This window comes from Alteromonas sp. DY56-G5 (assembly GCF_041414725.1).
Lineage (GTDB): Bacteria > Pseudomonadota > Gammaproteobacteria > Enterobacterales > Alteromonadaceae > Alteromonas > Alteromonas macleodii.
In genome coordinates this window covers 67272-90254 of the sequence record NZ_JANHZQ010000014.1, presented here as the reverse complement: position 1 = coordinate 90254, position 22983 = coordinate 67272, and the positions used below count along the sequence as shown (strand labels likewise).

General features: G+C 45.2%; 26 protein-coding genes. 7 read left to right on the top strand and 19 right to left on the bottom strand.

The genetic code is table 11. The annotated features are described in order from the left end of the window. Nucleotides 1-19: 19 nt before the first annotated feature. The 5 genes from NO989_RS09415 to rutA form a co-directional block, all read right to left on the bottom strand. Nucleotides 20-640 carry a malonic semialdehyde reductase gene (locus NO989_RS09415; RefSeq protein ID WP_014977452.1) on the bottom strand — a complete coding sequence of 207 codons (621 nt, stop codon included), beginning with the start codon at nucleotides 638-640 and terminating at the stop codon, nucleotides 20-22. A gap of 177 nt (nucleotides 641-817) precedes the next feature. Then, nucleotides 818-1654 (bottom strand): pyrimidine utilization protein D, encoded by an 837-nt coding sequence (gene rutD, locus NO989_RS09410; RefSeq protein WP_014977453.1) that lies wholly within the window; start codon nucleotides 1652-1654, stop codon nucleotides 818-820. A gap of 58 nt (nucleotides 1655-1712) precedes the next feature. Beyond that, a complete protein-coding gene (gene rutC / locus NO989_RS09405; RefSeq protein WP_014950778.1) occupies nucleotides 1713-2096 on the bottom strand; it encodes a pyrimidine utilization protein C in 384 nt (127 codons plus the stop codon). A 132-nt stretch (nucleotides 2097-2228) separates the two neighbouring features. Then, nucleotides 2229-2963 carry a pyrimidine utilization protein B gene (rutB, locus tag NO989_RS09400; protein WP_014977454.1) on the bottom strand — a complete coding sequence of 245 codons (735 nt, stop codon included), beginning with the start codon at nucleotides 2961-2963 and terminating at the stop codon, nucleotides 2229-2231. After that, the gene (rutA, locus tag NO989_RS09395) at nucleotides 2963-4051 is read right to left on the bottom strand and encodes a pyrimidine utilization protein A (protein WP_014950780.1); all 1089 of its coding nucleotides are present in this window, start codon (nucleotides 4049-4051) and stop codon (nucleotides 2963-2965) included. Before rutA ends, rutB begins: the two co-directional genes overlap by 1 nt. Nucleotides 4052-4360: 309 nt before the next feature. Here rutA and rutR point away from each other — a divergent pair, with 309 nt between their 5' ends. Next, nucleotides 4361-5035: an HTH-type transcriptional regulator RutR gene (rutR, locus tag NO989_RS09390; protein ID WP_014977455.1), complete on the top strand. Its 675-nt coding sequence runs from the start codon at nucleotides 4361-4363 to the stop codon at nucleotides 5033-5035. Between the two features lie 87 nt (nucleotides 5036-5122). Here rutR and NO989_RS09385 read toward each other — a convergent pair whose 3' ends face one another. Further along, a complete protein-coding gene (locus tag NO989_RS09385) occupies nucleotides 5123-5794 on the bottom strand; it encodes a Crp/Fnr family transcriptional regulator (protein WP_014977456.1) in 672 nt (223 codons plus the stop codon). An 87-nt stretch (nucleotides 5795-5881) separates the two neighbouring features. On the opposite strand from NO989_RS09385, the gene NO989_RS09380 reads away from it, so the two are divergent. Continuing rightward, a complete protein-coding gene (locus tag NO989_RS09380; protein WP_014977457.1) occupies nucleotides 5882-6787 on the top strand; it encodes a sterol desaturase family protein in 906 nt (301 codons plus the stop codon). 69 nt (nucleotides 6788-6856) lie between these two features. Continuing rightward, on the top strand, nucleotides 6857-7096 hold the full coding sequence (locus NO989_RS09375; RefSeq protein ID WP_014950784.1) for a VF530 family DNA-binding protein: 240 nt from the start codon (nucleotides 6857-6859) through the stop codon (nucleotides 7094-7096). Between the two features lie 74 nt (nucleotides 7097-7170). On the opposite strand, the gene NO989_RS09370 is transcribed toward NO989_RS09375, so the two are convergent. Beyond that, nucleotides 7171-8511 carry a GntP family permease gene (locus tag NO989_RS09370; protein WP_014977458.1) on the bottom strand — a complete coding sequence of 447 codons (1341 nt, stop codon included), beginning with the start codon at nucleotides 8509-8511 and terminating at the stop codon, nucleotides 7171-7173. Nucleotides 8512-8771: 260 nt separating this feature from the next. On the opposite strand from NO989_RS09370, the gene NO989_RS09365 reads away from it, so the two are divergent. Both NO989_RS09365 and NO989_RS09360 read left to right on the top strand, forming a co-directional pair. Then, nucleotides 8772-9290: a gluconokinase gene (locus tag NO989_RS09365; RefSeq protein ID WP_044583774.1), complete on the top strand. Its 519-nt coding sequence runs from the start codon at nucleotides 8772-8774 to the stop codon at nucleotides 9288-9290. Nucleotides 9291-9358: 68 nt separating this feature from the next. After that, nucleotides 9359-10366, top strand: a complete 1008-nt coding sequence (locus NO989_RS09360) for a LacI family DNA-binding transcriptional regulator (RefSeq protein WP_014950787.1) — start codon at nucleotides 9359-9361, stop codon at nucleotides 10364-10366. A 178-nt stretch (nucleotides 10367-10544) separates the two neighbouring features. Here NO989_RS09360 and NO989_RS09355 read toward each other — a convergent pair whose 3' ends face one another. The 3 genes from NO989_RS09355 to dinB all read right to left on the bottom strand — a co-directional run bounded on the left by NO989_RS09355 (nucleotide 10545) and on the right by dinB (nucleotide 13037). Next, nucleotides 10545-11435 (bottom strand): MBL fold metallo-hydrolase, encoded by an 891-nt coding sequence (locus tag NO989_RS09355; protein WP_014950788.1) that lies wholly within the window; start codon nucleotides 11433-11435, stop codon nucleotides 10545-10547. A gap of 63 nt (nucleotides 11436-11498) precedes the next feature. Then, on the bottom strand, nucleotides 11499-11747 hold the full coding sequence (locus NO989_RS09350) for a DUF1653 domain-containing protein (protein ID WP_014977460.1): 249 nt from the start codon (nucleotides 11745-11747) through the stop codon (nucleotides 11499-11501). A gap of 216 nt (nucleotides 11748-11963) precedes the next feature. Further along, entirely contained in the window at nucleotides 11964-13037 is a 1074-nt protein-coding gene (dinB, locus tag NO989_RS09345) for a DNA polymerase IV (RefSeq protein WP_014977461.1), read from the bottom strand. Nucleotides 13038-13289: 252 nt separating this feature from the next. Between dinB and NO989_RS09340 the strand changes: the two genes are divergently transcribed. Both NO989_RS09340 and NO989_RS09335 read left to right on the top strand, forming a co-directional pair. Next, nucleotides 13290-13532, top strand: coding sequence for a type II toxin-antitoxin system ParD family antitoxin (locus NO989_RS09340; protein ID WP_044583775.1), 243 nt, complete (start codon nucleotides 13290-13292; stop codon nucleotides 13530-13532). Next, on the top strand, nucleotides 13532-13831 hold the full coding sequence (locus NO989_RS09335; RefSeq protein ID WP_014977463.1) for a type II toxin-antitoxin system RelE/ParE family toxin: 300 nt from the start codon (nucleotides 13532-13534) through the stop codon (nucleotides 13829-13831). The genes NO989_RS09340 and NO989_RS09335 overlap by 1 nt, the downstream gene beginning before the upstream one ends. Nucleotides 13832-13936: 105 nt before the next feature. Here NO989_RS09335 and nqrM read toward each other — a convergent pair whose 3' ends face one another. From nqrM to fabV, 9 genes are all read right to left on the bottom strand, one after another. Then, nucleotides 13937-14170: a (Na+)-NQR maturation NqrM gene (gene nqrM / locus NO989_RS09330; protein ID WP_014950791.1), complete on the bottom strand. Its 234-nt coding sequence runs from the start codon at nucleotides 14168-14170 to the stop codon at nucleotides 13937-13939. A gap of 9 nt (nucleotides 14171-14179) precedes the next feature. After that, nucleotides 14180-15205, bottom strand: a complete 1026-nt coding sequence (locus NO989_RS09325) for an FAD:protein FMN transferase (protein ID WP_014950792.1) — start codon at nucleotides 15203-15205, stop codon at nucleotides 14180-14182. A gap of 137 nt (nucleotides 15206-15342) precedes the next feature. Beyond that, nucleotides 15343-16575, bottom strand: coding sequence for an NADH:ubiquinone reductase (Na(+)-transporting) subunit F (gene nqrF / locus NO989_RS09320; protein WP_014950793.1), 1233 nt, complete (start codon nucleotides 16573-16575; stop codon nucleotides 15343-15345). Nucleotides 16576-16595: 20 nt separating this feature from the next. Continuing rightward, complete coding sequence (gene nqrE / locus NO989_RS09315) at nucleotides 16596-17204, bottom strand: NADH:ubiquinone reductase (Na(+)-transporting) subunit E (protein WP_014950794.1); 609 nt, start codon at nucleotides 17202-17204, stop codon at nucleotides 16596-16598. Nucleotides 17205-17207: 3 nt separating this feature from the next. Continuing rightward, complete coding sequence (locus NO989_RS09310) at nucleotides 17208-17840, bottom strand: NADH:ubiquinone reductase (Na(+)-transporting) subunit D (RefSeq protein WP_014950795.1); 633 nt, start codon at nucleotides 17838-17840, stop codon at nucleotides 17208-17210. A 10-nt stretch (nucleotides 17841-17850) separates the two neighbouring features. Beyond that, a complete protein-coding gene (locus tag NO989_RS09305; protein ID WP_014977464.1) occupies nucleotides 17851-18615 on the bottom strand; it encodes a Na(+)-translocating NADH-quinone reductase subunit C in 765 nt (254 codons plus the stop codon). Beyond that, complete coding sequence (locus tag NO989_RS09300) at nucleotides 18605-19807, bottom strand: NADH:ubiquinone reductase (Na(+)-transporting) subunit B (protein WP_014950797.1); 1203 nt, start codon at nucleotides 19805-19807, stop codon at nucleotides 18605-18607. Before NO989_RS09300 ends, NO989_RS09305 begins: the two co-directional genes overlap by 11 nt. A gap of 3 nt (nucleotides 19808-19810) precedes the next feature. Further along, the gene (locus NO989_RS09295; protein WP_061486584.1) at nucleotides 19811-21151 is read right to left on the bottom strand and encodes a Na(+)-translocating NADH-quinone reductase subunit A; all 1341 of its coding nucleotides are present in this window, start codon (nucleotides 21149-21151) and stop codon (nucleotides 19811-19813) included. Nucleotides 21152-21663: 512 nt separating this feature from the next. After that, complete coding sequence (gene fabV, locus NO989_RS09290; protein WP_014950799.1) at nucleotides 21664-22842, bottom strand: enoyl-ACP reductase FabV; 1179 nt, start codon at nucleotides 22840-22842, stop codon at nucleotides 21664-21666. Nucleotides 22843-22983: the final 141 nt, after the last annotated feature.

The window sequence follows — 22983 nt, the reverse complement described above, 5'->3', positions numbered from 1 at the left end:
AATATCCTTTAAATTGGCGTTACACGATGTGGCAGGCTTGCTCGAAACTTAAGCGAGGTAAGCGTTTATGTACTTTTTCTTTATCGCCGTAGCCAATGTTCAGTAAAAAATTTACCTTCCACGTGCTATCTGAAAAGAAAGTTTCGTTAAGTAATGTGGGGTTGAAACCAGACATGGCGCCAGCGTCAAGGCCTAGGGCGCGAACGGCGCTTATTAAGTAAGCCCCTTGCATAGAGCTATTGCGCATGGCGGTCTCATAGGCCGCCTCTGGGCTTGAAGTAAACCAGCTTTTCGCATCTGCATAAGGGAATAAGGTAGGAAGCTCTTCGTAGAACTCTTCATCGTAGGCCACTATAACCGTACAGGGTGCGGTCATGGTTTGCTCAACATTACCGCTTGAAAGGCAAGGTTTGAGCTTTTCTCTCCCTTCATCTGAGGTAATGAAAACAAATCGCGCTGGGCTGCAATTTGCCGATGTTGAACCTACTTTTACTAAATCGTACAGCTGTTTCAACACGGCTTCTGAAATAGGTTTGTCGAGCCATTTGGTGTGGGTATGCGCATCGGTAAAGAGTTGGGCTAGTCCAGCGTCGTCAAGCGGGCTAGTTGTTTTAAACTCTGTATTTTGTGTATCAGTCATTTTAAATTCATTCCAGTTTTATCAAATCTTTTAAGCGCTACGCTATGCTCTCGGTTTTTGCGCTTAGCGCTTTTTAGCCATTACGTCATTGAGGCTGTAGCTTTGCAGCTTGTTTACAATGCATACGCCTCATCAGCTAAGAAACACCTCATAGCCTGATGCAGTGTCATGTTCACGTTAGGCCACTTGCCCTAAATAGCTGCGCAGCAGTTCATTAAACGCAATTGTGTTTGTAATGCTTGATGCATGCCCGCCGTATTCCATGACCGACAATTCGGCGTTGGGCATAGCTTCAGCCAGCATCTGTGAACGCTGCCACGGCACCAAGGTGTCGTCTTTGTTGGCAAGCGCTAACGTTGGTGTGGTGATGGCGTGCAAACTCTTATCAATATTGAACGTACTAAGGGCACCAATGCGGGCGAGCAGGTTTTCCTCGTTAGGGAAATGGTTGAGTAAGTGCGCCTCTTCCTCTGCCAAGTGAGCGGCATTCGCGGCTATCCAATCAGGCGGAAACAGCAGCAGCGCCTGAAGTTGCAAATACATGTCCTTTCTGCCTGCCGCCAGTAACGCTTTGCGTATATTAAAGCAGCGCAATGTGTGTGGGTTTGCACTGCTCCATGCGTTTACCAGCACTAAACTTTGTAAAAGCTTAGGTTTAGACAAAGCAAGCTCAAGCCCCACCAAACCACCCAGCGCGTGACCGACGAAATGGCACGCTTGCACTTCAAGTTTTCTAAGAAGTGCAGCGAGTTCATCCGCCATATGTGAAATGCTGTAATTCGCTGGCAAGTCTCCCACACTTTTGTTGGTGCCATAATGGTCGTAAGTGATCACTCTGTAGTCTTGGGCAAAGTCGCCCAGTTGCGGCTGCCAAAATTTAGCTGCCCCGCCTAGCCCCGAACTAAACACAATCGTGGGGGCGTCGGGCGACGTCAGACCGTGTATTTCGTAATGTAACTTGTTACGCATTTCGCCGCTAATGTGGGCGTAGCTTGCCTGCACATCAGAATGCATAAAGCTCACCTATATAAAACCAGTGGGCGCAGTTCGCGGGAAGTCCAAACATAATCGCCTACCCAATGTGTGCTACAGACGCAATTTCAATTAAGGCTTCAGGCTTTACCAGCCCAACCTTAATGCAGTAGCGCGCTGGCTTTTCACCTGGAAAGTATTCGGCGTACACCTTGTTTACCGCGGCGTAGTCATCCCAATCGGTAATAAAAATTGAGTTGAAGGTGACGTCATCCATAGTGCCGCCCGCTTCTTCGATGACACTTTTAATGGTTTCTAGAACGTGGCGCGTTTGTGCTTCGGCGTCACCCACATGGACTACGTCGTTGTTTTCGTCAAACGGTAAGGTACCTGACACATACAGAATATTGTCAGCCATAGAGCCTGGAACAAAAGGAGCTATTGGCGTTGATGTACCTGCTGGAATAATGGCTTTCTTTGGCATGTTCTTATCCTTGTCGTTGCGCTTTCTATGCATTGCTGCCTAGCGCCTATAAATGATTTACTTCAATTCGTGCTAACTGATTTATCGTGTTGTTTTTGTCTGCGTGGCTAGTAGATGCTAAGAAGAAAGCACCTAACTCGTCCCTTCAAATACTTCACAGAACTGCGCGGTGGTAGACACCCACCCGAAAAACGTCTGAATGTTGAAAAGTGAGGCCTCGTGAATGTCTGGCGGGCCAGCTTGATATGCCGCATCGGCCAGCACCACACCAAAATATTCCAGGTGGAAGCCATCGCGCAGCGTAGATTCCACACAGACATTGGTTGCAATGCCTGTAAACACTAAGTTGCGAATACCGCGTGCGCGCAGCATGCTGTCTAAATTAGTATTGTAAAAACCGCTGTAACGGGTTTTAGGAATAATGATGTCGCCATCTTGAGGCTTTAGCGCATCGACAAGCGCGTAATCCCAAGTACCTTTGGCCAGCAAACTTCCCTTAAGCTCTGGTTGTTTGCGCATGGTTTTAAGGGCATTAGACTTATACCAGTTCGGCGAACCAGGGCCGCCGGCCTCCTTGTAGTCGGCATCCCATCCATTTTGTAAGAACACCACAGGCATGCCTGCAGCCCGCGCTGTTTCAAGCACTTTAATGGTATTTTGAATGACTGGCGCCGTAGTGGACACATCAAAACCCGCTTTGTCTAAGTAGCCGTTTTTACTGGCATAAGCGTTTTGCAAATCCACCACAATAACGGCAGTTTCCGCAGGGTTTAACGTCAACGGTTCAGGCTTAGCTGGCAGTACGGGCTGCCCCGTCTGGCGCGCTTGAAAGCACCCTGAGACCTCAAATATTTCACCTGCTGACATTAGGCGGCTCCCGATGTGCTAAGCAAATGCTGACGGGATTTCATTAGCGGCTGAATTTTAGTGCCGAAATCATCCATGCCTTTAAGGAAGTCATCGAAGGTCAGCAATACACCTTCACAGCCCGGCACTGTGGCTATTTCATCAAGCATAGAGGCCACCGACTCATAGGAACCCACCAGCGTCCCCATGTTCAGGTTTACTGCTGAGGTTGGGTTGGTCATATCGCGGATATTCGTGTCTTTACCCGATTTCTTATCAGCAGCTCCTTGCGTTGCCATCCAATCCAACGCTGACTGATCTTTGCCGTCTTTATAGCTTTCCCATTTCGCCATGGCGGCTTCATCCGTCTCATCGGCAATAACCATGATAAGTACCGCTGAACCTACGCTGCGACCGTGTTTTTCAGCCGCTTCAGTTAAGCGCGCTGCGGTTGGTGCAAAAGCGGTAGGTGTATTTACGCCTTTACCAAAGCAGAAATTATAGTCGGCATGACGGGCAGAGAAATCCATGCCTGCTGCGCTTTGACCGGCACAGATAAGTGGAATTTTTCGCTGTGGCTTGGGCAACATTCGGCAATCATCCATTTGGAAATGCTCGCCTTTAAAATCGCTTTTTCCGGTTTCCCATAATTCTTTGACTACCTGAATGTATTCATCCAAATACTCATAGCGGTTACCGAAAAATTCATCGCCCGGCCACATACCCATTTGCGAGTATTCAGGGCGTTGCCAGCCAGTGACTAGGTTTACGCCAAAACGTCCGTTGGAGATAGAGTCGATGGTACTGGCCATGCGCGCCATGATTGCAGGCGGCAAGACTAGTGTGGCAGCCGTGGCATATAGTTGAATTTTTGAGGTAACAGCAGCAAGGCCTGCCATTAACGTAAACGACTCTAAGTTGTAGTCCCAAAATTCGGTTTCACCGCCAAACCCTCGCAGTTTGATCATAGAGAGCGCAAAATCCATATCGTACTTTTCAGCCTTCATTACAATCTCTTTGTTGAGATCGAAGGAAGGTTTGAACTGAGGCGAATTTTTCGAAATTAGCCAGCCGTTGTTCCCAATCGGAATAAATACACCTATATCCATGTTGTACCTCTGCTTGTATGCGTTTTAAGCGGTTTATCCCGCTTTTTTTAAGGTTGCCGAATTCAAAACATTGAAGTGGCGGTATACTTAGTGAACAGCATAAAGCAGGCCAATTTATTTAATCTATAAATTTCAGTTACTTACAAAATTCGACAACCCAAATTGGACTTATTGGTTCAATTTGGAACACCAAGTCCAGTGCAATTGAACTTAATTGGTGCATATTTGTGCAAATGGGTTTATAGCGACGAGAACTCCACGTAAACTAAGCGCCTGATCACGGAAATTCCGGTAAAGAAGAGACAAGTAGTGAGTAAATCTGAAGGTCAAACAATTACGAAATCAGCGAGAGCATTTAGCCCGACCACGCAAAAGCGAAGAGAAAAAGCGTTATTAGAAAAGCGTACTCGCATTATGGATGCTGCCCTTTCCTTGTTCTCAAAGAACGGCGTGAGTGGCACCACTGTAGAGCAAGTATCGGAACTAGCGAATGTCTCAAAAAGTAATTTACTGTATTACTTTAAAAGTAAAGAGGGTTTGTACTTATCGGTTATTACCCACCTTTTAGATGTGTGGTTAACGCCCCTTCAGAGCTTTTCAGCAGAACAAGACCCTATAGAAACCCTGAACGACTACATTAAAGTAAAACTTGAAATGTCGAGGGACAATCCAGCTGAATCTAAGCTTTTTTGTATGGAGGTGGTACAAGGTGCCCCTCTTTTAATAAAGGAATTAGAAACGCCGCTCAAAACACTGCTGGACGCGAAAAGCGCCGTCATTATCGAATGGATTGAAGCGGGTAAGCTAAAGCCTATTGACCCTATACACTTGATATTCAGCATTTGGGCCATTACTCAGCATTACGCCGATTTCAGCGTGCAGATCAAAGCCGTAACCGGTAAAGATTTAAGCGATCCCGCTTTCTTCGAGAGCACGCTAAGCAACATTCAGCACATTATTTTAGGCGGGCTAAAGCCAGCGTAATACTTGATGCATGAGTTGCCATGGGCGTGGAATAAATTTGAGGGAGGGTCTTTTGGCGCTCTCGCATGTGGAGCGCATTAACCGCTCTTACAATGGTAATAGTGACGAACTTTCTTTCAAAAAACCTTCCAGTCGCTCGACCTGGGTAATTGCCACGCCCCCGTAGCGCTTTTCAATCAACTTTAAATCATACAGCTTCGTTAATGATTTATGTGCGGTAAGTACGGTAACACCCAATCTTTCAGCATAATCGCTTTGCCTTAACGGTATAAAGACGTGCTTAGAGGTAAGATACGATTGATAAATTAGCTTAGCTAACTGGACGTGAGTGGGTAAGCGTCGAATATCATCCAACCTTTCCAGCGCCGAGTGAAGCTTTATTGCCAGTGACCGGGTGATGAATTCAGCAATCGCTGGATGTTGGCTTGTCAGAGAACGAAAAGCAGGTTCAGGTATTTGTAATACCTTACATTCCGTTAGCGCTTCAGCGTGATGCGTTCTTGCAAGTGATGCATACAATGTGAACTCGCCAAACGTATCTCCTCGTTGCAATACAGTAGTAATTTGATAACTGCCGTCCAGGCCATAATTACCAATCTTTACTTCTCCTGATACCACAACAGACAGCCCTTTGTTTTTACTTCCCCTATCGTGAATTGTCGAGGTAGCCGCATAGGTTCTTAGCGTTCCAAAAGGCAAACAAAGCTCGACGTAGTCGTCAGGCATAATGGTTTGCTGCTTGCCGTGAATGTAAGACATGACATTCAAATCTATACAAGTATATATTTTTGCATGTTAACGCAATGTAAATTCACTCTCAACAATCTCTTGGTGGGAGTCATTACAATGGGTTATCAATGGGCAATTTTAGCGGTTTTTATCATGTTTGCTTTGCTGGAAGCGAAGAATGGTAAGCTATTTAAAAAAGCGACAGAAGTAAGCGATGATGGAAAAGTAGAGCTGATAGGCACGTTACTCTTATTTATTGTAACCCAGCCACTGGTTCTATTTTGTTCTGCAACAATGATGGCACTAGCATTTCCCCAATATCAGGGAATACTTGTAGATTCCCCTATTCTCTTGTACATAGCGCTACTTTTGATTTTCGATGACATGATGCAATATTGGTGGCATAGGCTCTCACATTCCACCCGATTTCTTTACAACTTACATAGAGCCCACCATAACGCTAAGTACATGAGCGTTCGCATTATTTACAGAAATAACTTTTTCTATTACCTGTTTATGCCTTCGCTATGGTTTTCCGGCGCGCTAATCTACCTAGGATTGGGTTGGACCTATGCCTTTTACTTGGTGGTTAAACTTACCGTTATCACCGGCGCCCACGCAGAGTGGAAATGGGACAAAACACTGTACAGTATTCGGTGGTTACATCCTGTAGCCTGGGTAATTGAGCGCACGATATCAACGCCTTCTACACATAGTGCGCATCATGGATTAAAAGCCGATGACGGCGTGACCAACTACAAAGGTAATTATGGAAATCTGTTGTTCTTCTGGGATGTGCTATTTGGTACCGCTAAGATCACCAGGCAGTATCCTGCGCAATACGGTATTGAGGGGATGTTTTACGCCAACTGGAAAGAACAGCTTATTTGGCCGCTTTATAAAACACCGCGAAAGCCTAGAGTAGTGCGAAGTCCATCGACGAAAGTGAACGATGCTAGCCAACCTTTGATACCGAACACAAAACAAATACCTACGGGTGAAACAATTGAAAGTAAAGCCTAGCGCATTGATACGCAGCAAGTGGGTTCGTGCTAGAATAGGGTCTTAATCTAGAACAAGCAGCGGCACTTTATGAATCAACAACCTAATAATCCCTTACATGGCTTAACGCTAGAGAAAATCGTCACGCAACTTCACGAGCGTTACGGATGGGATGGATTGTATTACCGCATCAAAGTGAACTGCTTTAATAACGATCCTTCGATTAAATCGTCACTTAAGTTTCTTAGAAAAACCCAATGGGCGCGAGATAAAGTAGAGCAGCTTTATATACAGACGTTTAGTAATAATGCCTCAAATGGTGAATCTTAAAGCCATTTGAGCTGCAAAAACTTGAAACCGGTTTCCACAAAAACGATCCAAGTGGGTCTGAGCCGCTTGGGACATTAGACAAATAAACCAAGCATTAGTACGAGAAAAAGCCCAATAAAACCTATTAGGGTGGCCATACACGTCCAAGACACAAACGTGTCTTTCACAGAAATATCAAAATAACGGTTTACGATCCAAAACCCCGTATCGTTCACGTGAGACATGGCCGTAGCGCCTGCCGCTATAGCAATTGTCATCAGGGCGAGTACTGATGGTGAAAACGCCAGTTCCTGCACTACAGGGCCCATTAAACCAGCAGCTGTTAACATGGCAACCGTTGCCGAGCCTTGAATAATTCTGACTGAAATTGCAATAAGAAACCCGGCTGCCAACGGTGGGAGCGGCGATAATGCGACAACATCGGCGAAGGCCTGCCCCGCCCCAGAATCGATGAGCACTTGTTTAAACATGCCACCCGCGCCTGTCACCAGTATGACTAGGGCAACCGGTTCTAACCCTCTTGATGCAATGTTTCTAATTTGTTCGCTTGATAAGCCTTGCTTCTTCCCTAGCACTTTAAAACAAGCAATGGTTGCAATGGTCAGGGCGATAAAGGGATGCCCAATAAATAGCAACGCCTCCTTCAAGACACCTTCGGAAAGCATAAACTTTGCCAACGTACCCACCAGAATAGCCACTAGCGGAAATGTCAGTAGCGCCGCAACTGAACCAAAGCTGGGGAGTTCCTTTGGCTTTTTATGTGAAGCTTCAATGATATGGTTTGGGACAGGTACGTGCAGGCGTTTCGCTAAAAATGTTGCGTAAATTGGGCCAGCTAAACAGGCGCAAGGAATACCAACGATAAAGCCGAACAAAATGACTAAGCCGATATCCGCCCCTAAAATTGAAGCTACCGCTACAGGTCCTGGTGTTGGAGGAATAAAAGCGTGAGTGACAGCGAGTCCTGCTGTGAGCGGGATTCCATAATAAATAAGCGACTTTCCTGATTTCTTTGCTAACGAATAAATAAGAGGCATTAATATGATAAGCCCCACTTCAAAGAAGACAGGTATAGCAACAAGAAACCCCGTTAACACAACCGCCCACTGACTATTCTTATCACCAAATTTATTGTTGATAGTTTGCGAAAGCCTATCAATGCCGCCGGATTCTTCTAAGAATTGCCCGAACATAGCACCAAGGCCAACAATGGTCGCTACAAATCCCAGCGTGTTGCCCATGCCTGACTGCATGGAAGCCAGTACGTCGGCCGCTTGCATTCCCGTACCCAGGCCAACAAACGCTGCTGCCACAAGGATAGCGATAAAAGCATGAACTTTTCTAACTACAACTAAATATGTGAGAAGTACAATGCTACAAATGGCGACAAAAAGAAGGGAAAAAGTATCGGTCATACGTGCTCTCTGGTACCTGTTAGTGACATTGTCTTCATGTTGACGAAGCCATAATACGGAAATCACCCGCTACCTTTACAAGCTAAGTTGAAAAACCCAGCCAATGTTAAATATTTATTAATACAAGATAGCTATCTGGTAACACTATTATAATCACCCCTTGAACGCAACCGGTTTCCAAACTAATATTTATGAGTAAGATGGAGACCAAATAACTCGCTCTTGATGTACTCCTGAATTTTAATGTGAGAGATAAGCTTATGACCCATTGCCATGTATTTTTCGTTTCGGGAGTTTCAGGGACGGGAAAATCGACATTGAGCCAGCATTTAGCCCAACGTTTTGACATGCCTTTCGAAGAAGGAGATCGTTACCATAGCGAGGCAAACGTAGAGAAAATGTCTTCAGGTATACCACTGCAGGATGCAGACAGATGGGAGTGGTTAATTACGTTAAACATGATTGCCAAGCAACACATTCACGCCGGCCGGAACGTGGTTATAAGCTGTTCAGCGCTGCGCTCAGCCTATCGTGACGTGCTAACCAAAGATATCGCGCCTCACTGCCACTTTATTTACCTTCATGCGTCACAGTCTGTGCTTAGTGCGCGATTAAAACAACGGGAGCATTTTTTTAACGGTGATGCTATGCTCGAAAGCCAGTTTGCAGCCTTAGAGCTGCCTTCTAAAGACAACGCATTCATTATTGATGTTACACAAACTTTCGAGTGTGTTTCTCAGCAGGCGGAAGACTTTATACACCCTTTGATATCGAATTAAACATCACGACATTAACACTCACTTCCGCGCGGATTAGCGGACCTAGCAGCATATAAAAAGATCGAAGAATGAGTAAGGTAAAAAAGTCACGCACAAAAATATCAGACGTAGCCAATCATTTGGGGGTTCACAAAACTACCGTATCTCGTGCGCTTAATAATTCTAGTGGCATTTCTAAATCACTCGCCCTTAAGATCAAAAATGCAGCGCGAGAGCTAAACTATATTCCGAACCGCGCCGCCCAGTCATTATGCTCAGACAATAATAGAACCATCGCGTTATTGCTTCCGTCTTTTGGAAACAATGTGTTTAACGATGTGATGTTAGGCGTAAAGGCCGTTGCCGACAAAGCCAATTATGCACTGATGATTGGCGACTCGACCTATACCGAGCTTGGCGAGGAGCGTACTGTCGAATCTTACATTCAACAAAACGTGAGTGGATTCATTCTTACTTCCACGCGCCACACTGAAGAAACGAGAAAAATGCTGCTAGCCACAGGGACGCCTGTGGCCGAAATTATGGATATTTCTAGTGAGCCTTTTGATATTAACTACGGGGTAAATAACGAATTAGCAGCCCAGTCTATGACCCAGCATCTTATCGACAAAGGGCGCCGCAACATTGCTTTTTGCTCATTGTATTTAGATTGGCGTGCAATATTGAGAAAGCAGGGCTGGGCAACCGCACTGGACAATGCTGAGTTGTCCGCCGAGCGATATGTTTCCTCTAGAGCCGACGCCACATTTCAAGCTGGTGCTGAGCTTCTTTCAGAAACACTGCATAAATGGCCGGATACTGATGCGCTATTTTTTGTGAGTGACGAGCTTGCTGCTGGCGCGGTGATGGAATGTAATAGACGAGGTATCAAGCCTGGTAAGGATATCGATATCTGCGGTTTCAACGACTTGAGTTTTGCGCGCTCAATTTACCCTGCCCTAACAACCGTATCAGTCCCGCGCCGTAAGATGGCAGAAATGGCAGCTGAATCATTGATATCGCTAATAGAGGGCGAAGACGTTGAACAAGCGAGCCAAGTTCTACCCTTTGAGCTTAAAATACGAGAAACCGCTTAGTAGACGTTTGGCAGCTTTCGCCCCTAGACTTGGTGCTCGCAAACCTGCGTTTCCTAACCTATTGCCTTTGAAATTAGTCCTCAAAAACCCAGTGATAGTGCCATTTTAACGAAATTGCAGGGTCGTAAAGAAAACTCCCCTGCACACTCGCTCGATATTAAAGTGTAACCAATACTATTTAGGCGTCAGTATAGAGTGTAGTTATCCACTTCTCTTCATTGATGAAATTCCAGCTCCAGTCGGCCCACTTATCGTCTAAGCCCATCGCTTTAACTTCATCGAGGGTTTTGCCGTCTTGCTTAAGTGCCTTAACGTAGCTGAACGTTTCAGAGATCATAGCTAAAAATGCGCTGTATTCTTGCTTGTTACTGATGTCGCCGTGGCCAGGAATAATAACGGTTTCATCGTCTATTTTAGCAAGCAGCTGTTTTACTGAGTCCATATAGCCTTCCACATTACCGCCAGCACCTTGGTCGATGTAGGGAAAGCGACCATTAAAGAACAAGTCGCCGGTGTGCATAACGTTGGGTTGCTCGAACCACACTACGCTATCGCCGTCGGTGTGGCCTACCGCTAAGTGCATGACGTGAAGGGTTTCACCATTGAAGTAAATTTTTATGCCGTCTTCATAGGTGATAGTTGGCAGCGCTTCCGGTTTTATCTTTTCATCGTTAGCTAGACGAACACGCACATTTTCGTGCGCCAGAATGGTCGCACCTTTGTGGCTGTGGAAAAACGCATTAGAGCCTGTGTGGTCGCCGTGATAATGTGTGTTTATCACATACTTTGGCTTGTCACTCCCGAGCTCACCAAGCTGGGCCGCTATCTTTTCTGCAAGCGGCGCAAATTGATCGTCGATGATCAAAACACCGTCTTCCCCAGCAGATACGCCGATATTTCCACCTGCACCTGTAAGCATGTGCACAGAGCCTTTTATCGCTGTCGCTTTAACTTCGACATCGGCAAATCTATCTTGTGCATTTGCGGGATTAATCGTTGAATAAACCAAAGGGCTCGCAGCAATAAACGCAGCCAAAATGTGTGCGCTAAAACGAGGTGCAGTTTTCATTATTATTTCCTTGTAAGAAGCCTGTTTATTAAAGACCTCTTACACTATGACCTAATTTCACAATTAGATCATTTTTTCATCATCAGGAATATTACCAACATAAGCAAAACGGGGGAGTGTTTCTCCGTCTTTTTCAACCGACTCAACAAACATATTTAGGGGACGAACCCAAAGCGCTTTTTCGCCGTAGCATGGGCGGTATACCACTAGCTTACTTTCATCTTCTGAATGCGTCGCCACTTCGTATACATCGTATAAATTACCTTTGTAATGCTTGTAGCGACCTGGGGTTTTAAGTTCTTTCGAGTCCATAACGTCCTTCATTAAAGTGGAAAAAAATAGTAAGGGTTAGCCAACCGCTTTCATTTGCCAAAGATTAAATGGCCTTAGAAACTAAACTCTGTGGGATTGGCCTTTAATCGGGTAATACAAAACCGTCAGTCTATCGCATAGTATCAGTGCGTTAAGTATAACAAGTGGTTAGATTGAGGCTACTGCATGTTAGTACTTAACAAGTGAGCTTATCGGCTAAATCGGTTCAAAAGGTAACAGCAATTGCTGTGTTGATTGATCGGCAGCAAGACCTATATGAACGCCAACAAGACGAATACCCCGCCCTGTTGCTCGTTCGAAGGCTTCCTGCATTAACGTGCGAAAATACGCTTCATCAAGCGTGGCACAGCGGTGCTCTACCGTAGTTAGTTGGAAGTCGTTAAACTTAAGCTTAACGCCCTGCGTGCGAATACGTACCGGCTTACCAGTACGCTTCTTGTGATTTTCCATTCGCTCTTGAAGCTTTTCAAATAAATGCGGCAAAAAATCTATGCATTGCTCGAAGGTATGAATGTCTTCGCTTAGCGTGCGCTCTACGCCGATAGACTTTCGCTCACGAGATACCGATAGTTCACGCTCATCAATACCGTGAGCACGCTCCCACAGCACACTGCCAAATTTACCCAGCTCTTTTTGAATGCGCTCAAAAGGGTATTGGCGAACATCGTCGCAGGTATTAAGCCCCATACGCTGAAGCTTTTGCATGGTGACTTTGCCTACGCCCGGTATTTTCTTTAGTGGCATTTCGCGTACAAACTCATCGAGCTTATCAGGAGTAATAACACAAATTCCATCGGGCTTATTTTCATCGCTCGCCACTTTAGCCACAAACTTACAAGGCGCAACACCTGCTGAAGCTGTAAGCCCAAGTTCATTTTTAATGCGCTCGCGTATTTCTTCAGCAATTAACGTGGCGCTGCCACCGCAAAATTCACTATTAGTCACGTCTAGGTAGGCTTCATCTAATGATAAAGGCTCAATGAGGTCGGTATAATCAGCAAATATCTTACGTATTTTTTGCGACTCGGCAGCGTACACATCCATGCGCCCTTTTACGAGGGTCAAGTTTGGGCATAGCTTTAAAGCATACGCTGTAGCCATAGCTGAGCGCACACCAAATTTACGGGCGGGATAGTTACAGGTAGAAATAACCCCTCGACGGTCGGCACTGCCGCCTATCGCAATGGGAATATCGCGCAAGGCTGGGTTGTCGCGCATTTCAACTGCGGCGTAAAAACAATCCATGTCGACGTGGATAATTTTTCGCATTACCTGCCTTTGAGCTTAACGTGCTCACACGAAACTGTACAAAAAGACAGTATATTATCAATAGCGTTTAATTACACTATGTCGTTGTCGATTCTTGATAAGATTGATGCCTCACACGCATGATTCAAGGCAATGTTGAACAGGAATTAATACAAATAAGCCCATTAATAACGCTTACTTTTACTTAGGCGTAATTGCGAGTGTGAGACGATCCGGCTATATTGTAAGTAATTTACTTACAGGGTTTGTCATATGGCTAGAACAATTACATTTCAACCAAGTAGAAGTATGAGCGAATTTATCGAAGCGATGGTAAGTTCAGGCAATTATAACAATCAAAGCGAGGTAATTCGCGCTGCATTGAGACTGCTTCAGGAACAAGACGCATCGTCAAAGTTAAATGCGCTGAGGCTCTTGATTGAAGAAGGAGAACAAAGTGAAGACGACATTAATTTTTCAATGGACTCTCTTAAGAAACGGCTAGATAGTAGATAGTGACTAAATTCCGCGTTTCAAAAGCTGCTGCCAATGATCTATATGAGATCGGTGTTTATACCGAAGAGTACTGGGGCAAGGAGCAACGCAATAATTATTTAGATGACCTTGAGTCAAGATTTATCGAGCTTGCAAACGATGCCAACTCGGCGTTAGCTATACCGAGAAATGATATTAAATGGGGGTGTTTTTCTAGCTATGTGAATAAACATATGATCGTTTTTAGAAAGTTCAAATACGGTATCAGAATAATTAGGGTTCTTCATCAATCAATGGATATCGTTCGGCAACTTCAATAGAACTCAACGTTAACGAGCTAGATAGATATACTCACAGAACAAAAAAGCGCTGTCGATTAGTATCAAACAGCGCTTTTAAACCTTAAACCAACGATGGGTTAAGCATTACAAAATTTGGTTCTGCTTCCACTCGTTTAGTTTTTTCTGGCGGGCTTCTTCTTTTTCCATGCGCGACTTTTTACGGTCACACGGTTCTGGACAGTCACAGGCTTTTTCAATACCTAGTGCACCTAAGCCACCACAGCTTCCAGAGATTGATTTTTTCTGAAAAAGGTAACCTACGGCCATAGCCAGTACCATTGTTAGAAAGAAACCAAAAGCAAGAATGAATGTAGACATTGCTACCCCCTAATTATGAACTGTGACCAGTTTATCAAATTCTGGCGATGCATACTCTTCAAATCCGTCTTCTGTGCGACGAATGAGGAATACAGCGAGTTGTTCTTGCTCAGCAACCGCTATCGCTTGTTCCCATCCCATTACATTAAACGCCGTAGCCAAACCATCAGACGTCATTGAAGAAGGATGAATTACCGTAACCGAAACCAGGTTATGTGAGATAGGTTTGCCCGTTGTGGGGTCGATTAGATGCGAATAACGAACGCCGTCTTCTTCGTAATAGTTGCGATAGTCACCTGATGTAGCAACCGCGTTTTCTCCTATTGAGACAACTTTTTGAACAGCACGTTCAGTGGTAACTGGCTTTTCAATGGCAATCAGCCACTCACTGCCGTCGCCTCGTTCACCTTTCACGCGCATTTCACCACCTATTTCTACAAGGTAGTTTTCAATGTTGTGGTTTTCAAGGATCTCCGCCACTTCATCAACGCCAAAGCCTTTTGCAATAGTCGACAGGTCGACATAAAGCATTGGGTGACTTTTCTTTAAGCCTGTAGGCGTGGTTGACAGCTTCTTATAACCCACATATTCGCGAATATCGTCGATGTCTGTCTGGCTTGGTACTTTTTCAGGGCGCTTAGTTGGTCCAAACCCCCATAAATTAACCAATGGGCCAACGGTAACATCAAGTACTCCTCCACTAAGGTTAGCCAAGCGTAATGCCTCATTAACTACGGTTAGCGTATCTGGTGATACGGCGAAATTGTCGGTGTAGCGATATTGATTGAACCTTGATAGTTCTGACGTTGGGTCGTAAGTAGACATCATCTTGTTAACCTCAACAAGACGGGCATCTATTTCAGCTTGTAAGCCTTCTACCGGTGTCTCCGCTACAAGGTACTTAACGTTGTAGGTTGTGCCCATTGTCTGCCCTTGCAGGTGTACTACAGGCGTTTTTTCGTCGCTACAGCTTGCGAGAAGTAGAATACCTACCGCAACAAAGGCGAGGAAAATTCGAATAGCAAATCGAATCACGATGTTGTCCTTAGCTAATATGCACATTATTCAATCGCTATTATGTGCATTCTGCGTTTTGCTTCAACGAAAAAGGGGCTTACGCCCCTTTTAATATGCTTAATAACTTTTAAGCGAGTAGTTCTTAAATTAAACGCCTAGCCACCGAAGTCATCTAGCATGATGTTTTCGTCCTCAACACCTAAATCTTTAAGCATGTTGATTACGGCCGCGTTCATCATAGGTGGTCCACACATGTAGAACTCACAGTCTTCTGGTGCAGGGTGATCTTTCAAGTAGTTCTCAAGAAGTACTTGGTGGATAAACCCAGTGTAACCTTCCCAGTTGTCCTCTGGCTGAGGATCAGAAAGTGCTACATGCCACTCAAAGTTATCGTTTTCTGCTGCTAGCTCGTCGAAGTCTTCTGTATAGAACATTTCACGAAGTGAACGTGCACCGTACCAGAAGCTCATCTTACGCTTAGACTTAAGGCGACGAAGCTGATCGAAGATGTGAGAACGCATTGGGGCCATACCTGCACCACCACCTACGAATACCATTTCGTTTTCAGTTTCTTTCGCGAAGAATTCACCGAATGGACCAGAGATAGTCGCTTTGTCACCTTCTTTCAGGCTCCAAATATACGATGACATTTTACCCGCAGGTAGGCTTAGGTTATTAGGTGGCGGCGTAGCGATACGCACGTTCAACATAATAATGCCTTCTTCTTCTGGGTAGTTCGCCATTGAGTACGCACGAATAGTTTCTTCGTCGACTTTAGACTCGATGTCGAAGAAGCCAAAACGCTCCCAGTCACCGCGGTATTCTTCAGGAATATCGAACTCTTTGTACTTAACGTGGTGAGCCGGCGCTTCAATCTGAATGTAGCCACCTGCACGGAAAGGTACGCTTTCACCGTTAGGAATTTTAAGCTTCAGTTCTTTGATGAAGGTTGCTTTGTTATCGTTAGAGATAACTTCACAATCCCACTTCTTAACACCAAATACCGACTCTTCTAGCTCGATTTCCATGTCTTGCTTAATAGCAACCTGACATGAAAGACGGCAGCCTTCGCGCGCTTCACCTTTAGTGATGTGGTCTAGTTCAGTTGGAAGGATTTCACCACCACCTGAGTGTACATCTACACGACACTGGCCACATGAGCCACCGCCACCACACGCAGACGATACGAAGTAACCTGCGTCAGCTAGTGCACCAAGTAGTTTGCCACCCGGTGCAGTTTTGATTGCCTTGTCTGGGTCACCATTGATAGTGATAGTTACATCACCACTTGGTACCAATTTAGACTTGGCAAACATAATGATAAATACTAGCGCCAATACGATGGCAATAAACATGCCGACGCCAAGAAATATTTCTACGTTATTCATTTATATGCTCCCGAGCTCTATTACAGCTGAATACCAGTGAATGACTGGAAGCCAAGTGCCATTAGGCCCGCGATCATGAATACAGAACCAAGACCACGAACACCATCAGGCATATCAGCATACTTCAGCTTTTCACGTACTGCCGCTAGCAATACAATTGCTAGTGCCCAGCCCATACCACTACCAACGCCGTAAACGATGCTTTCAGTGAAGTTGTATTCACGCTGTACCGCAAACGCCACACCACCGAAGATTGCACAGTTAACGGTAATTAGCGGAAGGAAGATACCTAGTGCGTTGTAAAGCGCAGGGAAGAACTTGTCTAAGCTCATCTCTAGAATCTGTACCAACGCCGCGATAACACCGATAAACGTTAGGAAGTTAAGGAAGCTTAGGTCAGCTTCTGGGAAACCTGCCCATGCTAGTGCGCCTGGAGCAAGAATGTTTACATAAATAACTTGGTTAACGGGTACAGAGATACCTAGTACCACGATAACTGCAACACCAAGACCCATAGCAGTTTTAACTTTCTTAGATACCGCTAGGAATGTACACATACCTAAGAAAAGTGATAACGCCATGTTCTCAACGAAAATTGAGCGAACAAATAACGACAAATAATGTTCCATGACTTACTCCTTAGGCTCTACTTGCTCTGGACGGATAGTACGGATAAACCAAATCATACCGCCGATTAAGAAGAATGAGCTGAATGGTAGGATTAACAAACCGTTACCCTGATACCAGCCACCGTTTTGAACCAGTGGAAGGATTTCGAAACCTAAAATAGTACCGAAACCAAATAGCTCTTTAATTGTACCAATAACAATTAGAATGAAAGAGTAACCCAAGCCGTTACCAATACCATCAAGGAAGCTCATCAGAGGTGGGCTCTTCATGGCGTAAGCCTCAGCACGACCCATTACGATACAGTTAGTAATAATCAGACCAACGAATACCGACAGCTGCTTCGATATTTCATACGAATACGCTTTCAGAATTTGGTCAACAACGATTACCAACGACGCAATGATAGTCATCTGGATAATAATTCGAACGCTAGATGGGATCTGGTTACGAATTAGTGAAATAAACAAGTTTGAGAACGCTACAACGCTTGTAAGCGCAAGCGACATTACCAATGCTGTTTCCAGCTTAGTGGTAATTGCCAGTGCTGAACAGATACCCAATACCTGTAGGGCGATCGGGTTGTTGTCCAGGATTGGCCCAAAGAGGGCCTTTTTCATTTCTTTAGTATCTGCCATGAGACTTCCCTTATGAACGCCATGCTTGGTTCTTCAGGAACTGGCCGAAGCCTTGCTCGCCTACCCAGTAACGAATAGTGTTTTCAACACCGTTGCTGGTTAGGGTTGCACCTGAAAGCGCATCGATAGTGTGAGGATTGCTAGGGTTAGCATTTTTCACTACGCGAATAGCAACTTCGCCATTCTCGTAAAGCTCTTTGCCATCCCATTTGTCCTGCCATGCAGGGTTTTGCACTTCACCACCTAGTCCTGGCGTTTCTTTTTGCTGATAGTAAATAAGCTCGCGAACCGTTTGGCCGTCTGCGTCTACCGCTAAGAAACCGTACATAAGATCCCAAAGGCCGCTGCCGTGCACAGGAAGGATGATACGAGATACATCACCTGCGTCGTCGCGAACTAAGTAAACACTTGCCACGTTAGGGCGGCGTTGAAAACCAACATTACTGTTAGTCACCTTAGTGCTGTACTCAGTTTCTTTGGCTGCTTTATACATATCGTAATCTGGCTTAGGCGCTTCTACGAAAGTACCTTCGTCAAGATTTACATAACGCTGCTCTACTCGCTCGCTGTACGTGCTTTCAATTGCGCTATTGCTCATGCCCATTTCATAAAGGCCTGCAGCATTAAGAATGTTGCTCTTTTTATCTAGAGCTGCGTTTGTTTGTTGTAAAGAGCGAAGACCAACAGCCGCGCCAGAAACAACAATTGAACAAACTAAACATACGGCAACAACAATACCTACCGTTTTGCCTAAAGATTCTTTCTTAGCCGACACGTGCTACCCTCCGCTTGATATTGCTTTGTGCGACGAAATAGTCGAACAGTGGCGCCCACAAGTTAGCAAATAGAATTGCTAGCATTACACCTTCAGGGAAGGCTGGGTTTAGGACGCGGATTAGTACCGTCATGAAACCAATGAAGATACCGTAAGCCCACTTACCTTGGTTTGTGAACGACGCAGAAACTGGGTCTGTCGCCATAAAGAACATACCAAAAGCAAGACCACCAACAACAAAGTGCCAATGAGCAGGCATAGCAAACATAGGGTTCGTATCGCTGCCGATTAGGTTTAGCAAGGTTGCGAAGAACGCCACACCAATTGCTACACCAGCAACAATGCGCCAGCTTGCTATACGCATGTACATGATGAACAAGCCACCAAGAATAATAGCAAGGGTAGACACCTCACCCGCTGAACCTGAGATAGTACCGATGAAGCTGTTCATCCACTGATCCATGTTCGCGTAATCAAGGTTGCCAGAAGCCGCTTGGCTTAGAGACGTTGCACCAGAATAGCCATCTGCCGCTACCCATACTTGGTCACCTGAAATTTGTGCAGGATACGCAAAGTAAAGGAATGCACGACCAGACAATGCTGGGTTAAGGAAGTTACGACCTGTACCACCAAATACTTCTTTAGCAATTACAACACCGAAGGTAATACCTAGTGCAACTTGCCATAGAGGAATAGTAGCTGGAAGTGTTAGTGCGAACAGTACCGATGTAACGAAGAAACCTTCGTTAACTTCGTGCTTGCGCACAGACGCGAATAATACTTCCCAGAAACCACCTACCGCGAACGTTACCGCGTAGATTGGCAACCAGAAACATGCGCCATAGAAGAATAGACCTAGTGTACCCGCATTTGCCAAGTCACCGCCAAGGGCAGCGAATAGGCCTGCTTGCCACGTATCAGGTAGTGTTCCTGCGCCAGCAGCAATAGCTTCTTGCGCTTGGAAACCAATGTTATACATACCAAAGAACATAGCTGGGAATGTTGCCATCCATACCATGATCATGATGCGCTTAAGGTCAATGCTGTCACGCACGTGCGTGTTAGCTTTATTTACTTTACCTGGGGTGTAGAAAATGGTCGCCGCAGCTTCGTAAAGCGCATACCACTTTTCATGCTTACCACCTGGTTCGAAGTTTGGTTCGATCTTTTCTAAATACGCTTTTAAACCCATGACTTAACCCTCTTTCTCTATCGTGGTCAAACGGTCGCGTAAGATAGGAGCGTAGTTGTATTTGCCAGGGCATACATAAGTACACAATGCCAAATCTTCTTCGTCCAACTCTAAGCAACCCAACGTCTGAGCACCGTCAGTATCACCAGAAATCAGGTCCCTAAGCAGAAGCGTAGGAATGATATCTAGGGGCATAACGCGTTCGTAATTACCAATTGGAACCATAGAACGTTCAGAACCATTGGTAGTTGTTGTCATATCAAATTTCTTGCTGCCACTTAGGTGACCTAAGTAAGCACGAGTCACTGAGTGTTGGTTTGAGCCAGGTAGGATCCAACCGAACAATTTCTTCTCGCGACCTTCTTTTAGTAGTGAAACTTGGGTGTGGAAACGACCAAGGAAGCCGTGAACGCCCATCGCTGTGGTACCGCTAAGTACAGAACCAGAGATAACACGTACTTCACCGTCTACTTGCTCGCTAGCAGTAAGCTCGGTCAAGTCTGCGCCCATTACGGTGCGCACTAGGCGTGGGTTGGTTGCTGCAGGACCTGCAAGTGAAATAACACGACGGTTATCTAGCTCGCCAGAGGTCAGCAATGCGCCAATTGCCATAACGTCTTGGTAGTTGATGTGCCAAACCGTTTTGTTCATGCCAGCAGAATCAAGGAAGTGGATGTGAGTACCCGGTAGGCCCGCAGGGTGAGGACCGCCAAATTCTTCAACATCAACTGCCGCATCGCCAGTAGCAACAGATGCACCTGCCGCTTTACAAACGTAAGTCTTGCCACCGCTCAATTGCGTTAATGCTTTAAGACCATTTACGAAATCGTCTTGGCGCTCAGCAATAATCACTGCAGGATCTGCTGCTAGTGGATTGGTATCCATTGCTGTAACAAAAATTGAACTTGGAACAGAGTCTAGCTTAGGAGATTTGCTAAATGGACGTGTACGGAACGCTGTCCACATGCCTGACTCTACAAGGATTGACTGAAGCTGCTCGCGTGAAGCGCTCGCGATCTGGTCAGCTGCAATTTTATCAAAAGTTACAGCATCGCTGCCGTTCACTTTGATAACTACAGACTGAAGAACACGTTTTGCACCACGGTTAACCTCTACCACTTCACCCGCTGCTGGGGCAGTGAATTTAACGCCAGGGTTCTTTTTGTCTTCAAAAAGCACCTGACCTTTCTTCACTACATCGCCAACTTGGACGTGCATGGTAGGGCGCATACCCACATATTCTTCTCCCAGAATGGCAACGCGCGTTGCAGCAGATGCATCAGCAATCTCCTGCTTTGGCGCTCCCTCAATTGGGAGGTCGAGACCTTTCTTGATTTTTATCATATGTAATCGCACTACTCTAATAGAAATACCCTTTTGCATGACCGCAGAAAACCTGCCTGTCAGCATGCAAAAGCGCACTATTAACAGGTGTAGAACACCTTTTCGTTGTTGATTGATGGAACTTGCTGCAATTGCTACGGTCAGCCTGTTATGAAGCCGTAACGCATAATTCCTTTTTGCGGACGCTTACTCGCCCTTTCTTTATAGACCACCAGCAGAAATTCACACTTATTATTATTGTTGTGTTGCTGCAATCGCCACTGCCGTTTTGGTAGAGGCAGAAAAGACCCCTACTTAATTTCGGGATTTTAGCATTAACCCATACGTTTGTGCCACGCTATTTCAAGATAAAGGCAAATTTTTCTACAATTTAATGTAAACCTTTGGTCTTATTCATTTACATTTTGCGAATCCATACGCCGTATCAACTTGTAATCAGGTACAAAAAAGCCGTCAAATCAGACGGCTTTTGCGCATATAAGCATTAGGTTAATTAATGGTAAGTTTAGGTTTTACCAATTAACCATTGGGTCAACTTCACTGTCGTAATCAACGCTTGAAATGTCGAAACCGAACAGTTTTAAGAACTCATGGTTGTAACCTTTGTAGTCACTTAAGTCATGAAAGTTCTCTTGTGTCACTTGATCCCAAAGCGCCTTAATTTTTGCCTGTGTTGCATCGTTAGTCTCTTTTCCATCCATGCGATAGCGATTTGCTTCATCTAACGTTGGTGTATTGCCGAACAGGCACTGTGTGAACAAGCCGTGAATCTGCTCAATGCACCCTTCATGCGTCCCTTCCTCTTTCATCACTTTGTAAATAAGTGAAATATACAGAGGCATTACAGGAATAGCCGAGCTTGCTTGCGTTACCAGTGCTTTCAACGAGCTCACATTGGCTTGCACAAGCAAATCACTGTTTTTACCAATAATGGCTGCGGCAGCGCGATCCAGGTCTTCCTTCGCTTTACCAATCGTCGCTTGACCATAAATAGGCCATGTTAGTTCTTTACCGATATAGGTATATGCGGTGGTTTTACAGCCTTCAGCAAGCACATCGGCTTCACGTAAAAAGTCCATCCAACGTTCCCAATCTTCACCGCCCATCACTTTGATGGTGTTAAGGATTTCTTCGTCGTTGGCTGGCTCTAGCGATACTTCATGCACTTTGTCTTTATCAGTATCGTAGGTTTTCGTAGTGTACGCCTGCCCTACAGGCTTAAGCGTAGATTTATACGTTACGCCTGTTTCTGGGTCGGTTCTACGCGGGGATGCAAGGCTATAAATGACCAAATCAACCTTGCCCATTTCAGCTTTGATTTTTTCGATGGTTTCATTTTTGATTTCATCGGAAAACGCATCGCCATTAATAGTTTCTGCATACAAGCCTTTTGCTTTGGCTTTTTCGTGGAATGCAGCGGTGTTGTACCAACCGGCAGTACCCGTTTTACGTTCCGTTGGTGCTTTTTCAAAACACACACCCAGCGTTTTAGCGCCATAGCCGAACGCAGAAGTAATGCGTGATGCTAGGCCGTATCCCGTAGAGCTACCAATAACCAATACATTTTTAGGGCCTTCGCCTAAGTCGCCTTTTGCTTCTACATAAGCAATTTGTTCGTCAACCGCCGTTGCACAGCCAACAGGGTGCGCGTTTGTACAAATGAAGCCTCTCACTTTAGGCTTTATAACCATAATAATTTTCCTTATTTGAGCGTGGGGCTATTGTAATGCCGAAGCCACTGATAACAACTCGGAGCAGATGAAACCTAGCATATCGCAAACGCAAGGCGACACCAATGAAACAACGTGCCAAATTTAGCTTTGCTTTGTATT

Excerpts from the sequence above, each read along its gene's own strand:
- NO989_RS09415 (WP_014977452.1), bottom strand. The coding sequence starts at position 640 with ATGACTGATACACAAAATACAGAGTTTAAAACAACTAGCCCGCTTGAC.
- rutD (WP_014977453.1), bottom strand. The coding sequence starts at position 1,654 with ATGCATTCTGATGTGCAGGCAAGCTACGCCCACATTAGCGGCGAAATG.
- rutC (WP_014950778.1), bottom strand. The coding sequence starts at position 2,096 with ATGCCAAAGAAAGCCATTATTCCAGCAGGTACATCAACGCCAATAGCT.
- rutB (WP_014977454.1), bottom strand. The coding sequence starts at position 2,963 with ATGTCAGCAGGTGAAATATTTGAGGTCTCAGGGTGCTTTCAAGCGCGC.
- rutA (WP_014950780.1), bottom strand. The coding sequence starts at position 4,051 with ATGGATATAGGTGTATTTATTCCGATTGGGAACAACGGCTGGCTAATT.
- NO989_RS09385 (WP_014977456.1), bottom strand. The coding sequence starts at position 5,794 with ATGTCTTACATTCACGGCAAGCAGCAAACCATTATGCCTGACGACTAC.
- NO989_RS09380 (WP_014977457.1), top strand. The coding sequence starts at position 5,882 with ATGGGTTATCAATGGGCAATTTTAGCGGTTTTTATCATGTTTGCTTTG.
- NO989_RS09375 (WP_014950784.1), top strand. The coding sequence starts at position 6,857 with ATGAATCAACAACCTAATAATCCCTTACATGGCTTAACGCTAGAGAAA.
- NO989_RS09370 (WP_014977458.1), bottom strand. The coding sequence starts at position 8,511 with ATGACCGATACTTTTTCCCTTCTTTTTGTCGCCATTTGTAGCATTGTA.
- NO989_RS09365 (WP_044583774.1), top strand. The coding sequence starts at position 8,772 with ATGACCCATTGCCATGTATTTTTCGTTTCGGGAGTTTCAGGGACGGGA.
- NO989_RS09360 (WP_014950787.1), top strand. The coding sequence starts at position 9,359 with ATGAGTAAGGTAAAAAAGTCACGCACAAAAATATCAGACGTAGCCAAT.
- NO989_RS09355 (WP_014950788.1), bottom strand. The coding sequence starts at position 11,435 with ATGAAAACTGCACCTCGTTTTAGCGCACACATTTTGGCTGCGTTTATT.
- NO989_RS09350 (WP_014977460.1), bottom strand. The coding sequence starts at position 11,747 with ATGGACTCGAAAGAACTTAAAACCCCAGGTCGCTACAAGCATTACAAA.
- dinB (WP_014977461.1), bottom strand. The coding sequence starts at position 13,037 with ATGCGAAAAATTATCCACGTCGACATGGATTGTTTTTACGCCGCAGTT.
- NO989_RS09340 (WP_044583775.1), top strand. The coding sequence starts at position 13,290 with ATGGCTAGAACAATTACATTTCAACCAAGTAGAAGTATGAGCGAATTT.
- nqrM (WP_014950791.1), bottom strand. The coding sequence starts at position 14,170 with ATGTCTACATTCATTCTTGCTTTTGGTTTCTTTCTAACAATGGTACTG.
- nqrF (WP_014950793.1), bottom strand. The coding sequence starts at position 16,575 with ATGAATAACGTAGAAATATTTCTTGGCGTCGGCATGTTTATTGCCATC.
- nqrE (WP_014950794.1), bottom strand. The coding sequence starts at position 17,204 with ATGGAACATTATTTGTCGTTATTTGTTCGCTCAATTTTCGTTGAGAAC.
- NO989_RS09310 (WP_014950795.1), bottom strand. The coding sequence starts at position 17,840 with ATGGCAGATACTAAAGAAATGAAAAAGGCCCTCTTTGGGCCAATCCTG.
- NO989_RS09300 (WP_014950797.1), bottom strand. The coding sequence starts at position 19,807 with ATGGGTTTAAAAGCGTATTTAGAAAAGATCGAACCAAACTTCGAACCA.
- NO989_RS09295 (WP_061486584.1), bottom strand. The coding sequence starts at position 21,151 with ATGATAAAAATCAAGAAAGGTCTCGACCTCCCAATTGAGGGAGCGCCA.
- fabV (WP_014950799.1), bottom strand. The coding sequence starts at position 22,842 with ATGGTTATAAAGCCTAAAGTGAGAGGCTTCATTTGTACAAACGCGCAC.